The organism is Bradyrhizobium sp. 179, from assembly GCF_023073535.1.
In the GTDB taxonomy this organism is placed as follows: Bacteria; Pseudomonadota; Alphaproteobacteria; order Rhizobiales; family Xanthobacteraceae; genus Bradyrhizobium.
The window spans coordinates 201635-214795 of sequence record NZ_JADPJR010000116.1; the positions used below are offsets into that span (position 1 = coordinate 201635).

At 65.3% G+C, this 13161-nt stretch carries 12 protein-coding genes; 11 read left to right on the plus strand and 1 reads right to left on the minus strand.

The features are described from left to right. The 9 genes from IVB12_RS27695 to trmB all read left to right on the plus strand — a co-directional run bounded on the left by IVB12_RS27695 (position 1) and on the right by trmB (position 9208). On the plus strand, positions 1-681 hold the full coding sequence (locus IVB12_RS27695) for an HAD family hydrolase (RefSeq protein WP_247303831.1): 681 nt from the start codon (positions 1-3) through the stop codon (positions 679-681). 188 nt (positions 682-869) lie between these two features. Further along, positions 870-2264 (plus strand): tRNA (N6-isopentenyl adenosine(37)-C2)-methylthiotransferase MiaB, encoded by a 1395-nt coding sequence (gene miaB, locus IVB12_RS27700; protein ID WP_247303833.1) that lies wholly within the window; start codon positions 870-872, stop codon positions 2262-2264. 64 nt (positions 2265-2328) lie between these two features. Then, the gene (locus tag IVB12_RS27705; protein ID WP_247303835.1) at positions 2329-3324 is read left to right on the plus strand and encodes a PhoH family protein; all 996 of its coding nucleotides are present in this window, start codon (positions 2329-2331) and stop codon (positions 3322-3324) included. 58 nt (positions 3325-3382) lie between these two features. Then, on the plus strand, positions 3383-3892 hold the full coding sequence (gene ybeY / locus IVB12_RS27710) for an rRNA maturation RNase YbeY (RefSeq protein ID WP_247303837.1): 510 nt from the start codon (positions 3383-3385) through the stop codon (positions 3890-3892). Between the two features lies 1 nt (position 3893). Beyond that, the gene (locus IVB12_RS27715) at positions 3894-5012 is read left to right on the plus strand and encodes a hemolysin family protein (protein ID WP_247303839.1); all 1119 of its coding nucleotides are present in this window, start codon (positions 3894-3896) and stop codon (positions 5010-5012) included. Continuing rightward, positions 5009-6622: an apolipoprotein N-acyltransferase gene (lnt, locus tag IVB12_RS27720; RefSeq protein ID WP_247303842.1), complete on the plus strand. Its 1614-nt coding sequence runs from the start codon at positions 5009-5011 to the stop codon at positions 6620-6622. The genes IVB12_RS27715 and lnt overlap by 4 nt, the downstream gene beginning before the upstream one ends. A gap of 218 nt (positions 6623-6840) precedes the next feature. Further along, the gene (locus tag IVB12_RS27725) at positions 6841-7254 is read left to right on the plus strand and encodes a helix-turn-helix transcriptional regulator (RefSeq protein ID WP_018319423.1); all 414 of its coding nucleotides are present in this window, start codon (positions 6841-6843) and stop codon (positions 7252-7254) included. A gap of 89 nt (positions 7255-7343) precedes the next feature. Next, positions 7344-8501, plus strand: a complete 1158-nt coding sequence (locus IVB12_RS27730; RefSeq protein WP_247303844.1) for a M20 family metallopeptidase — start codon at positions 7344-7346, stop codon at positions 8499-8501. Then, complete coding sequence (trmB, locus tag IVB12_RS27735) at positions 8498-9208, plus strand: tRNA (guanosine(46)-N7)-methyltransferase TrmB (protein ID WP_247303846.1); 711 nt, start codon at positions 8498-8500, stop codon at positions 9206-9208. Before IVB12_RS27730 ends, trmB begins: the two co-directional genes overlap by 4 nt. 93 nt (positions 9209-9301) lie before the next feature. On the opposite strand, the gene IVB12_RS27740 is transcribed toward trmB, so the two are convergent. Next, the gene (locus IVB12_RS27740) at positions 9302-10384 is read right to left on the minus strand and encodes a DUF2336 domain-containing protein (RefSeq protein ID WP_247303849.1); all 1083 of its coding nucleotides are present in this window, start codon (positions 10382-10384) and stop codon (positions 9302-9304) included. Between the two features lie 357 nt (positions 10385-10741). Here IVB12_RS27740 and rimP point away from each other — a divergent pair, with 357 nt between their 5' ends. Both rimP and nusA read left to right on the plus strand, forming a co-directional pair. Continuing rightward, entirely contained in the window at positions 10742-11497 is a 756-nt protein-coding gene (gene rimP / locus IVB12_RS27745) for a ribosome maturation factor RimP (RefSeq protein WP_247303854.1), read from the plus strand. A gap of 2 nt (positions 11498-11499) precedes the next feature. Further along, positions 11500-13110, plus strand: a complete 1611-nt coding sequence (nusA, locus tag IVB12_RS27750) for a transcription termination factor NusA (RefSeq protein ID WP_247303856.1) — start codon at positions 11500-11502, stop codon at positions 13108-13110. Positions 13111-13161 lie beyond the last annotated feature (51 nt).

Genomic DNA, 13161 nt, shown 5'->3' on the forward strand with positions numbered 1-13161 from the left:
GTGCCCATCGAGCTCATCATCTTCGACTGCGACGGCGTGCTCGTGGACAGCGAGGTGATCTCCTGTCGTGCGCATGCGGATGTGCTGACCAGGCACGGCTATCCGATCACGTCCGAGCAGGTGTTCGAGCGCTTCCTTGGCCGCTCGACGCGGCAGGCCAATCTCGAGATTGAGACCGAGCTCGGTCGCAAGCTGCCCGAGGCCTATCACGGCGATCTGCAGGACGAGCTATTCCGCTCCTTCGAGGCCGACCTCGAAGCGATCCGCGGCATCCATGATGTGCTCGATATCGTCGCTCAACGCGTCTGCGTCGCCTCGAGCGGCTCGCACCAGCGCATGCGCGTGAGCCTGGGGAGCACGGGCCTCTACGAACGCCTCGCGCCGAACATCTTCTCGGCCTCGCAGGTGAAGAACGGCAAACCGGCGCCCGATCTGTTCCTGTTCGCGGCAAAGCAGATGGGCGTGCCGCCGGGGCGCTGTGTCGTGATCGAGGACAGCCTGGCCGGGATTGCCGGCGCCCGGGCGGCCGGAATGACTGTGTTCGGCTTTTATGGTGGCAGCCATTGCCGCGAGGGCTATGCCGAAACGCTGCGCCAAGCCGGCGCCGACCTGCTCTTTGCCGACATGCATCGGCTGCCGGAGCTGATCCGGCCGGCCGAGGCGAAGGCCCTGGCAGGCTGATTTTCGGTCTCTGACCGCCATCCGGGTCGGCGCGAGGCGCGTGAACCCGGAATCGCGCCAAAACCTCTGGATTCCGGACTTTGCGACTGCGTCGCGCCGGAATGACGGCCCAAGGGGGCGCCATTCGCTGGATTTTCGCCGCTCCAACCTATATCTGAGGGCCGTCCTCCACCTCAATTCCGGGTTCCATGACGCCGCCGCGCAAGCTGCACATCAAATCATATGGCTGCCAGATGAACGTCTACGATGCCCAGCGCATGGTGGACACGCTGGCCCCCGAAGGATTCGTGGAGACGGCCAGCGCTGATGACGCCGACCTCGTCATCCTCAACACCTGCCATATCCGCGAGAAGGCCTCGGAAAAGGTCTATTCCGAACTCGGCCGGCTGCGCGTGGCCAAGGACGAGGCGGCGCGGGGCGGCCGCGCGATGCAGATTGCGGTCGCGGGCTGCGTGGCGCAGGCCGAGGGCGAAGAAATCGTGCGCCGCGCGCCCGTCGTCGACGTCGTGGTCGGACCACAGAGCTATCATCATCTGCCCGAGCTGTTGAAGCGCGCGGGCGACGAAGGTCGCGCGATCGAGACCGAATTTCCCGCTCAGGACAAGTTCGGCTTCTTGGCCCAGCCGAAGTCCGACGCGATTCGCGCGCGCGGCATCTCCGCCTTCGTCACGGTGCAGGAAGGCTGCGACAAGTTCTGCACGTTCTGCGTCGTGCCGTATACGCGCGGTGCCGAGGTCTCCCGTCGGGTGGCGAAGATCGTGGAGGACGTGAAGCGGCTCGCCGACAACGGCGTGCGCGAGCTGACGCTGATCGGGCAGAACGTCAACGCCTATCACGGCGAGGGGCCGGACGGAAAAACCTGGCCGCTCGGCCGATTGCTCGAGCATCTGGCGCAAATCCCGGGCATCGCGCGGCTGCGCTATTCGACCAGCCATCCCCGCGACGTCGATGACAGTTTGATTGCGGCCCATCGCGATCTCGGCCCGCTGATGCCGTTCGTGCACCTGCCGGTGCAGTCGGGCTCGGACCGGATTCTGGCCGCCATGAACCGCAAACATACCGCCGATGATTACCGGCGGGTCATCGACCGTTTCCGCACCGCACGCCAAGACATTGCTTTTTCATCAGATTTTATCGTCGGCTTCCCCGGCGAGAGCGAGCAAGATTTTCTCGCCACTCTCGCGCTCGTCACGCAAATCGGCTACGCTGCGGCTTATTCGTTTAAATACTCCGCCCGGCCGGGAACGCCGGCCGCGGATATGCAGGAGACGGTGTCCCCCGCCGAGATGGACCAGCGATTGGAGCGGCTCCAGGAACTGATCGACAGCCAGCAATCGGCCTTCAACAAGGCTGCGATTGGCTCAACGGTGGACGTGCTGTTCGAGCGTCCGGCCCGCAAGGAAGGCCAGATCGTCGGCCGCACCGCTTACCTCCAGCCCGCGCATGTGATGGCCTCGGCCGAAATCATCGGGCAGATCCTGCCGGTCCGGATCGACAGCCTCGAACGCTACAGCTTTCTCGGCGACCTCGCGACGCCGCGCAACGCGCGCGAGCCCGCTTCATCGCAAGCCACTGGAGCCTGAACCCTTGCCAAAAAGCGCATCGGATTCGCCTTCGTTCGCTCCCAGCCGCAAATTTGACCGCGACATGCAAGTTCCGCCCGAGACCCAGGTCGTCATCGATTTCGATGACAACCGTGCCGCTTCCGCGCTGGTCGGCCCCTACGGCCAGCATCTCGCGCAGATCGAGCGGCGCCTCGGCGTGGTCGTGGACTCCAAGGGCAACCACATCACCATCGGCGGCACGCGCGACGGCTGCGATGCCGCACGCCGCGTGCTGGAGGCGCTCTACGCGCAAGCCGTGAAGGGACAGGATCTCGACCAGGGCGAGGTCGAGGGCGCGATCCGGGCCGTGATCGCCCAGGGCTCGCTGTTCGAGTTCGACGCCAAATCGGCCAAATCGACCTTCGACAGCATCAATTTGCGCAAGCGCCCGGTGCGCGCGCGCACCGCCGCGCAGGATTCCTACATCCGCGCGCTGAAGCGCCACGAGCTGGTGTTTGGCATCGGTCCCGCCGGCACCGGCAAGACCTGGCTCGCGGTCGCGCATGCCGCGCAGCTGTTCGAGCGCAAGGAGGTCGACAAGATCATCCTGTCACGCCCGGCGGTGGAAGCCGGCGAGCGGCTCGGCTTTTTGCCAGGCGATCTTCGCGAGAAGGTCGATCCCTATCTGCGCCCGATCTACGACGCGCTCTACGATCTCATGGATGCGCGCATCGTCGAGCGGGCGCTCCAGACCGGCGAGATCGAGATCGCGCCGCTCGCCTTCATGCGCGGCCGCACGCTCACCAACGCCGCCATCATCCTGGACGAGGCGCAGAACACCACGTCGATGCAGATGAAGATGTTCCTGACCCGCCTTGGCGAGAACAGCCGCATGATCGTGACGGGTGATCCCTCTCAGATCGACCTGCCGAACGGCCAGACCTCGGGACTGGCGGAAGCAACCCGGCTCCTGAACGGGGTCGAGGGGATTGCGCAAGTGCATTTCAAAGCCGAGGACGTGATCCGCCACGAGCTCGTGGCGCGGATCGTCGCCGCCTACGAAGGGTCGCCGCAGCGGCCGGCCAGCGGTCAATCCTGACGAGACAACAGCCGGACCAAGCGGGCGCGGACGGCGCCTTTTCGTCCCAGACAGCACAATGTCCCATCCCAACCTTCCCATCACCGAGGTCCTCGTCGTCGCCGATTGCTGGCAGAGCGAGCCCGATTCCGAGACCGTGATCCAGCGCGCGCTTGCGGCAGCCGCCGAGAGCGTCGACGAAGACCTCGCCGACGCGGAAGTGGCTGTGATGCTGACCGATGACGCCGGCATCCGCACCCTCAACGGCAACTGGCGCGGCATCGACAAGCCAACTAATGTGCTGTCATTCCCCGCGCTCCAGCCCGAAGGCGAATGGAAGCCGGGCGATGCGCCGCGCATGCTCGGCGACATCGCGATCGCCTACGAGACCATGCGGCGCGAGGCGGACGAGGAACACAAGCCGTTCGGTCATCATTTGAGCCATCTCGCCGTCCACGGTTTCCTGCATCTGATCGGCTACGATCACGAGAACGACGACGACGCGGAGGAGATGGAAGCGCTGGAGACGCAGATCCTGGCGCATCTCGGCATCCCCGACCCCTATGCTGACCGCCCGGGGACGAACTGAGATGCCGGATTCCGATCCAATCCAGGACAACCCGCGCAACACGCGCAATTTACCCGCCGTCGTGACCCAAGGTGAGGTGATGCGGCCGACCGCGGAAGGCTGGCTGCTGCGCGCCATCCGGACGCTGTTCGGCTGGAAGGCGGGATCGGTGCGCGACGATCTCCAGGTCGTGCTCAACGCGGCCACCCCCGACGACACCGGCTTCTCCGCGGTCGAGCGCACCATGCTGCGCAACATCCTCGGCCTGCACGAGCGCCGCATCGCCGACGTCATGGTCCATCGGGCCGACATCGTCGCGGTGAAGCGCGACATCCCGCTTGGCGAATTGATGGACCGCTTCGAGAGCGCCGGCCATTCGCGTCTCGTCGTCTACAACGAGACGCTGGACGATCCCGTCGGCATCGTCCACATCCGCGACCTGCTCGCCTTCATGACCGCCCGTGCGCGCGTGTCGGAGGCCACCAAGACCAAGCGCAAGAAACCGCTGCCGGCCGGGCTCGATTTGCGCGCCGTCGATCTCGCGCTGCCGCTTCACGATGCGCGCATCATCCGCAAGCTGCTGTACGTGCCGCCCTCGATGCGGGCGATCGACCTGCTCGCGCAGATGCAGGCCACGCGCATCCACCTCGCGCTGGTGGTCGACGAATATGGCGGCAGCGACGGGCTGGTCTCGCTCGAGGACATCGTCGAGCAGATCGTCGGCGAGATCGACGACGAGCACGACAGCGACGAGCCGCCCTCGATCGTGCGCCTGCCCGACAACGCCTTCATCGCCGATGCCCGTGCCAGCCTCGACGACGTCCGCGCGGTGATCGGCGAGGATTTCGTCACCGGCGAGGCCGGCGAGGAAGTGGAGACGCTGGGCGGCTATCTCGTCAGCTTCGTCGGGCGCCTGCCGGTGCGCGGCGAAGTGATCTCGGGCCCCGGCACGTACGAGGTCGAGGTGCTCGATGCCGATCCGCGCCGCGTCAAGCGGCTGCGCATCTCGACGCGGAAGGAACGTCCCGCGCCCCGCACCCAGCGCGAGAGCCGACGCCGCGAGGCTGCGCCGGAGAGCGGCCAACCACCGGCCAGTGACACGCCTACCCCGCCGCCAAGCGACGGGACCGGTCCGCAGTGAGCCCATTGCAACGACTCCGGCAGATTGCGCTTGCCGTCATCCTCACCTGGGGATGGAAGCGCGCCGTCATCGCCATGGCGGCCGGGGCGCTGTCGGTGCTGGCGCTGGCGCCGTTCAACCTGTTTCCGGTGCTGTTCCTCACCTTCCCGGTGCTGGTCTGGCTGATCGACGGCGCCGGCGCCGGACGATATGGCGGCGTTCCTGCCGCGGCGCTGACTGGCTACTGGTTCGGGCTCGGCTATTTCGTCCCCGGTCTCTACTGGATCGGCTACGCATTCTTCGTCGACGCCGACGTGTTCGCCTGGCTCACACCGTTCGCCGTGCTGGGCCTGCCGGCCTATCTCTCGATCTTCACGGCAATGGGCTTTGCGCTGGCGCGCCTGCTCTGGACCAAGAACGCCACGCGCGTGCTGGCGCTCGCAGCAAGTCTCACCATTAGCGAATGGCTGCGCGGCCACGCGCTGACCGGGTTTCCCTGGAACGCGTTCGGCTACGCGCTGTCCGAGCCGCTGCCGCTGGCGCAGACGGCATCGCTGATCGGCCTGTGGGGCATGACGTTCCTGACCGTCGCGATCTTCGCGAGCCCTGCGACGCTGATCGATCGCGCGCCCGATGGCCGCCTGCAATGGCGCGCACCGGCCGCCGCAATCGCGCTTCTGATCGTCATGAGCATTTTCGGCGCGATCCGCCTGTCGCTGCCTCCGACCACGATGGTTGCTGGCGCCAAGCTGCGCCTGATGCAGCCGAACCTGCAGCAGGACGCGAAATTCAACTACGCCGCCAAAGCGGAGGTGATGAAGAGATATTTGGCGCTGTCCGACCGCGCCTCTGGTCCGCAATCGACCGGCGTTCGCGATGCCACCATCCTGATCTGGCCGGAATCCGCCTTTCCGTTCTTCCTGACCCGCGAAGCCGACGCGATGGCGCAAATCGCCGATCTGCTGCCGAAGGGCACTGTGCTGATCACGGGGTCGGTCCGCGCGCCGGACCTGCCGCGGGGCACACCGATCACGCGCGCCTATAATTCGATCTACGTGATCGACCACGATGGCAGCGTGCTCGCAGTGTACGATAAGCTGCATTTGGTGCCGTTCGGCGAATTTCTTCCTTATCAGGAGCTGATGGAGAAGCTCGGTTTCGAGCAGCTGACGCGCGTGCGCGGTGGCTTCATTGCCGGCACCGTGCGGCATGCGCTGCCGGTCGCCAGCGCGCCGCCCGCGCTGCCGCTGATCTGTTATGAAGCCATTTTTCCCGGTGAGGTGGCTGCACGCAGCGAACGTCCGGGCTGGATCGTTAACCTCACCAATGACGGCTGGTTCGGCATCTCGACCGGCCCCTATCAGCATCTCGAGCAGGCGCGGATGCGCGCGATCGAACTCGGCCTGCCGCTGGTCCGCTCCGCCAACACCGGCATCTCCGCAGTGATCGATCCGATGGGACGCACCATCGCCAGCCTCGGTCTCGGAATCGAGGGCATTTTGGATGCAAACCTGCCCGCCGCGATCCCATCGACTGTCTATGCGCGCGTCGGCGACGTGCCCGCAGCCATGCTCGTCGCGCTCGCGGTGATTGTGGCGGTCCGCCGGCGTGTCGCCAAACGGCACCCCTGATCGCCTCGCAGCGGACGTGGCTGGAATCCTTGACAACCGTAGTCCCACGGTTGACAGACTGCAGGCGGGCTCCTCATTCTGCACCGGCTGCGAAAGACAGCGGTACATTGCTAAATTTCTCCGCAATGTTTCCCAATAAGAGGGTTCGATTTGACGGTGCTGGCACCCGAGGCAGGCCTGATGATTGCGCCGAGGGTGATGTTTGGAGGGCTGAGGAAATGTCGAAAGCGCCCAACCCTGTTGACAAATATGTCGGCAGTCGCGTGCGTATGCGCCGCATCATGTTGGGCATGAGCCAGGAAAAGCTCGGTGAAGCTTTGGGCCTGACCTTTCAGCAGATCCAGAAATACGAGAAGGGCACCAACCGGGTCGGCGCGAGCCGCATTCAGCAGATCGCCGAGATTCTCCAGGTACCTGTGTCGTTCCTGTTCGAGGGCGGGCCGAGCGGTGTGCCGGGCCCGGATGGCTTCAGCGAAGGCGCCTCGCCCTCTTACGTCTCAGATTTCCTTGCGACATCAGAGGGACTCGCCTTGACCAAGGCGTTCACCCGAATCACCGATTCCAAGATGCGCCGCTCCATCGTCGATCTCGTCGAGCAGATCGCCGCGCGCGAAGGCCCCGACAAGCGCTGACGCGCCCATCGCAATTGGCGATTTGAGACTGCGCCAAATCTGGCCTATGTCGTCATTTGCGACCGCGCCCTCGATGCGCGTCCACTCCGATGATGCAGTTCAAGGGCATAGATGCGTTCATGGCCAGCTCCAATTGGTTCGATTCCCAAACCATTCTCGATGGCATCCGCCGCTGGGTTGAGATCGAGACGCCGACGGAAGCGCCCGAGCAGGTCAACAAGCTGATCTCCGTGGTCGCGGAGCAATACCGCGAGCTGCCCGCCACGCTCGAGCGCGTCGCTGGGGTCAATGGCTGCGGCGATCATCTTGTGGCGCGCTCGACCTGGGGCCAGGACCGACCGGGCATCCTGGTGCTGAGCCACCTCGATACCGTTCATCCCATGGGCTTCATCGAGCGCCTGCCGTTCAAGATCGAAGGCGACAGCGCGTTCGGCCCCGGCATCTACGACATGAAAGGCGGCGCCTACATCGCCTACCATGCCTTTCGCGCGCTCTGCGCCGCCGGCGACCGTTCGCCGCTCGGCATCACCCACATGTTCACCTCCGACGAGGAGATCGGCAGCCCGACCTCACGTGCGCTGATCGAGCAGGAAGGTCGCAAGGCCAAATACGTGCTGGTGACGGAGCCGGCGCGCGACGGCGGCAGGATCGTCACCGGACGCAAGGGCGTCGGACGCTTCCGCGTCTTCATCAAAGGCGTGCCCGCGCATGCGGGCTCCCGACCGGAGGACGGCCGCAGCGCCGTCCGCGAGCTCGCCAACGTGATCCTGGCGCTGGAAGGGATGAACGACGTCAAGCGTGGCGTCACCGTCAATGTCGGCGTGGTGCGCGGCGGCACGCGCCCCAACGTGACGCCGGAAGAGGCCTATGCCGAAGTCGATCTGCGTGTGTTGAGCCTCAAGGATGCGGACGAGTTCGTCGGCAAGATCCTCGCGCTCACGTCGAAGACCGACGGCGTCACCGTTGCGGTCGCCGGCGAGCTTAATCGCCCGCCTTACGAGAAGAGCAATGCCGGCGCGGCGCTCTACGAGCATGCGAAGACGCTTGCCGCCGAGATCGGCTTCGAGCTGATCGACACCCACACCGGCGGCGGCTCGGACGGTAACTTTACCGCCGCGCACACCGCGACGCTCGACGGGCTCGGCGTCGACGGCAAGGGCGCACACACGCATTATGAGCAGCTCTACGTCTCCTCGCTCGCGCCGCGCGCGCGGCTGCTCCATCGCCTGTACCAGACGCTGCGATGAGCGAGCGCAAATCAGATTCCGCGCGCGATGACAGCGAGCGCGCCTTCTTCGGACGCCGCAAGGGTCACAAGCTCAGGCAGCACCAGGCCGGGCTGATCGATCAGCTGCTGCCGCATCTTGCGCTCGACATCGCGAGCGAGGCACCGGCGAATGCCGGCGAGATCTTCGACCCCGCGGCAAGCGAGGTGCGGCTCGAGATCGGTTTCGGCGGCGGCGAGCATCTGGCGGCCGAGGCGCAAAGCTTTCCCGCCACCGGCTTCATCGGCTGCGAGCCCTATGTCAACGGCATGGCCAAAATCCTCGCGCAGATCGACGCCGCCAACATCAGCAACATCCGCCTGTTCGCCGGCGATGCCGCCGAGCTCTTGGCCTGGCTTCCGCAAGCCTCGCTGTCGCGGATCGACCTGATCCATCCCGATCCCTGGCCGAAACGGCGGCACTGGAAGCGGCGCTTCGTCCAGGACAGGACCATTGCCGCAATGGCGCGCGTGCTGAAGCCTGGCGGCGAATTCCGTTTCGTCTGCGACGTCGACGATTACTGCGCCTGGACGCTGTCGCATCTTGCCCGCTCTTCGGATTTCGTTTGGCTTGCCGAACGCGCCGACGATTTTCGGCAGCCATGGGTGGGCTACACAATGACGCGCTACGGCCGGAAGGCCGCGCGCGAAGGACGCAAGGCGGCCTATCTGCGGTTCAAGCGGGTCTAGTCGTCATTCCGGGGCGATGCGCAGCATCGAACCCGGAAGCTCGAGCTTCCGGGTTCGGGCCTCGCCCGCCCCGGAATGACAAGAGAGAGAACTTCAAATCGTCCGCCGGTTGCGCCAGAAATTCACGACGCGCTCGGCGGTCGTCGGCATCAGGCGCGTGAAGTTCATGCGCGCGGCCTCGATGTCGGCATCGGCCGGGGTGCGATGCGGCCCGTACCACAGCAGGATGAGCGCGCGTACCGTGGGCCAGCCGAGATTGAGCACGCGCCCCAGGATCAGAATCGGATCGTAGCGATCGCCCGCGATCAGGCGGTCGAGAATCGCGAGGCGGACGCCGGTCATCGCCGAGAGCGAGGCGATCGATTCCTCATATTTGAGCGCCTTGGCGAAACCGAGCAGCGCGCTCTCACCGAGATGGCCCTCGCGATGCAGGGCCGTCACCGTTCGCTGTGCCGCCGAGAAGTCACGGCGCGGCCCCGGCGGCCGCGCCGCCTCCTCGATGGCCTCCATCGCGCGCTTGATCTCGACCTGGCGCGCGGGATTGACCACGCTGGAGAGGCGGCGGCGGATGACGTCGAGCGTGCCGTTGAGAAGCTCCTTCAGGTGCTCGCCGGAGAGATCGTTGCGCTGACCGATCTTGAGCGTCAGCACGCCGTCCTGCGCGGCACGCTTGATCAGCTCGGAATAGCTGCCGGGCGAGAAGACAGCACCTGCATTGCCGGCTGCGCGACGCACCACGTCGCGATCACCCCGCTCCACCAGCACGTCGGTGACGACCGCCGGCAAGGTGGGGCGCTCCGTTATCGCCAGCAGATGGCCCTGGCCCTTCAGCCGCGCGATCTCGACCAGGGCTGCCTCATCGAGCACGGGCGAGCGGCGCAGCACGGGGCCGGCCACCGTGATCTCGTTTTCGCGCGCGAGCTGGTTCACCAGATGCGGCGGCGCGTTGCCGAGGCGCGAGAAGCGCTCGGCGAGATCGGCGCGCGAAGCGAGTTCGGCATGCGGGACGAGATCGATCAGGAGATTGTCGAACAGATCGATCAGCTCGGGACGGAGTTTTTCGGCATCCCGGAAAAATAATGCGGAGATGGCCCGCGCGATCTCGCCGCGACGTCGGGGATCGCCGCGTTTGACGATATCGTCCAATCCAGGAATCAGCGAGGTAGCAACGATCATGAAACGCAACTCGGGGATCTGGCACGCCGTGGGCGCGCCATAGCTCAAGCCGCCCCACAATCGGGGAATCTAGGCCTGCTTGATGAAGGAAGCGTTGCGGGGCGAGCCGCCCAAAGGACGCAAAAAGCGTCCTCTGCCCTGCAATGGGCCTTGTCCGGGAGGGGCGAAAGGGCTATATCAGCGGCAATTCATCTTCTCATACGATCCGCGTAGTGAGAGTGGGCCCGAAAGGACCCGCTCTTTTTTATTACCTGAACGCGGCTTGGCGGAGGATGCGGCCCGATGCGTTGTCGGGAGAGTTCCGAAGCGGGCTTTGACATTAACCCAGCCTTAACCATCGAGCGCCTGACCCCTGCTATGACCGAACCGAACCCTGGTTCCACGGATGCCGAATTGCTGGCCGAGCCGCGGCTCGTGGTCGAGCCGGGCGTCGCGGCCCGGGTGGCCGCGGTCGCAGCTCCCGTGCTCCAGGGCATGGGCTATCGGCTGGTGCGTATCCGTATTTCCGGAGAGGCCGGCTGCACGGTGCAGATCATGGCCGAGCGGCCGGACGGCTCGATGCAGATTGAGGATTGCGAGGCGATCTCGCGGGCGCTGTCGCCTGTGCTCGACGTCGCCGACCCCATCGATCGCGCCTACCGGCTGGAAATCTCCTCACCGGGAATCGACCGGCCGCTGGTGCGCCGCTCCGATTTCGAGCGCTATGCTGGACATCTGGTGAAGGTCGAGATGGCGGTCGCCCATGAGGGGCGGAAGCGGTTCCGCGGCACGCTCGGTGCTGTCGAAGGCGATCGCGTGCATCTGCATCGCGATGACGTCAAGGCCGGCGATGACGCCGACGTTCTCCTGACCATGGAGGATATTGGCGAGGCGCGGCTGGTGCTGACCGATGAGCTGATTGCGGAATCCATGCGCCGCGGCAAGGCCGAGGCGCGCGAGATGCGTCGCAATCTCGGCCTCGAGCCGCCTCCGGCGCCGCACGCCCAGATCAGCGAGAAGATCACCAAGAACACCAAGCCGAAAAAAAAGCCGGCACCGACCAATACAAAGAAGCATCGCCTGGCCGCCGAACGTGCGCGACGGGGCGAGATCGAGCCTGACGAAGGAGACTAGCCATGGCAGTCAGCGCCAATCGACTTGAATTGCTCCAGATCGCGGACGCCGTTGCGCGCGAGAAATCGATCGACCGCGGCATCGTCATCGCCGCGATGGAGGATGCCATCGCCAAGGCGGCGCGGGCCCGTTACGGCAGCGAGACTGACGTTCACGCCGAGATCGACCCGAAGAAGGGCGAGCTGCGGCTGTCGCGCCACATGCTTGTGGTCGAGAAGGTCGAAAACCCTTCGAACCAGATCTCGCTGGTGGATGCACAGCGCGCCAATCCCGGTGCCCAGGTCGGCGACACTATCGCCGACACGCTGCCGCCGCTGGAATATGGCCGCATCGCCGCCCAGTCGGCCAAGCAGGTGATCGTGCAGAAGGTGCGCGAGGCCGAGCGCGACCGGCAATATCAGGAATTCAAGGACCGCATCGGCGACATCGTCAACGGCGTCGTCAAGCGCGTCGAATATGGCAGCGTGATCGTCGATCTCGGCCGTGGTGAAGCCATCATCCGTCGCGACGAGATGCTGCCGCGCGAAGTCTTCCGCAACGGCGACCGTGTCCGCGCCTATATCTTCGACGTCCGCCGCGAGACGAGAGGCCCGCAGATCTTCCTCTCCCGCACTCATCCGCAATTCATGGCGAAGCTGTTCGCGCAGGAGGTGCCGGAGATCTATGATGGCATCGTCGAGATCAAGGCGGTCGCCCGCGATCCCGGCTCGCGCGCGAAAATCGGCGTGATTTCCCGAGATTCCTCGGTCGATCCGGTCGGCGCCTGCGTCGGCATGCGCGGCTCGCGCGTGCAGGCGGTGGTGAACGAGTTGCAGGGCGAGAAGATCGACATCATTCCCTGGTCGCCCGACATCGCGACCTTCGTGGTCAACGCGCTGGCACCGGCCGAAGTCTCCAAGGTCGTCATCGACGAAGACCGCGAGCGCATCGAGGTCGTCGTGCCCGACACCAACAACCAGCTCTCGCTGGCGATCGGCCGCCGCGGCCAGAACGTGCGTCTGGCTTCGCAGCTCACCGGCTGGGACATCGACATCCTGACCGAGCAGGAGGAATCGGAGCGTCGCCAGGCCGACTTTGAAAATTCCACCCGCGTCTTCATGGAATCGCTCAACGTCGACGAAGTGGTCGGCCAGTTGCTGGCGTCCGAAGGCTTCACCTCGGTCGAGGAACTCGCGATGGTGGACGTCAAGGAACTCGCCAGCATCGAGGGCTTCGACGAGGAGACCGCGCAGGAGCTGCAGAACCGCGCCCGCGAACATCTCGAGCAGCAGGAAGCCGAGCTCGAGGCCAAGCGAAAGGAACTCGGCGTCGAGGACGCCCTCAAGGACGTGCCCGGCGTGACCTCGAAAATGCTGGTGAAGTTCGGCGAGAACGACATCAAGACGGTCGACGATCTCGCCGGCTGCGCCACCGACGATCTGGTCGGCTGGACCGAGCGCAAGGAAGGCAGCGAGCCAACCAAGCACGTTGGTGCGCTCGACGGCATCGACATCTCCCGCGACGATGCCGAAGCGATGATCATGCAGGCCCGCGTCAAGGCCGGCTGGATCACCGAGGCCGATCTTGCCAAGCCCGCTGAGGAGGCTGAGGCGACTGAAGATCAGCCGGCTTAAGGCGTGTTCAGCAAAAGTGGAGGCCGGTTTTGCGTAAAGAACACGCGACTT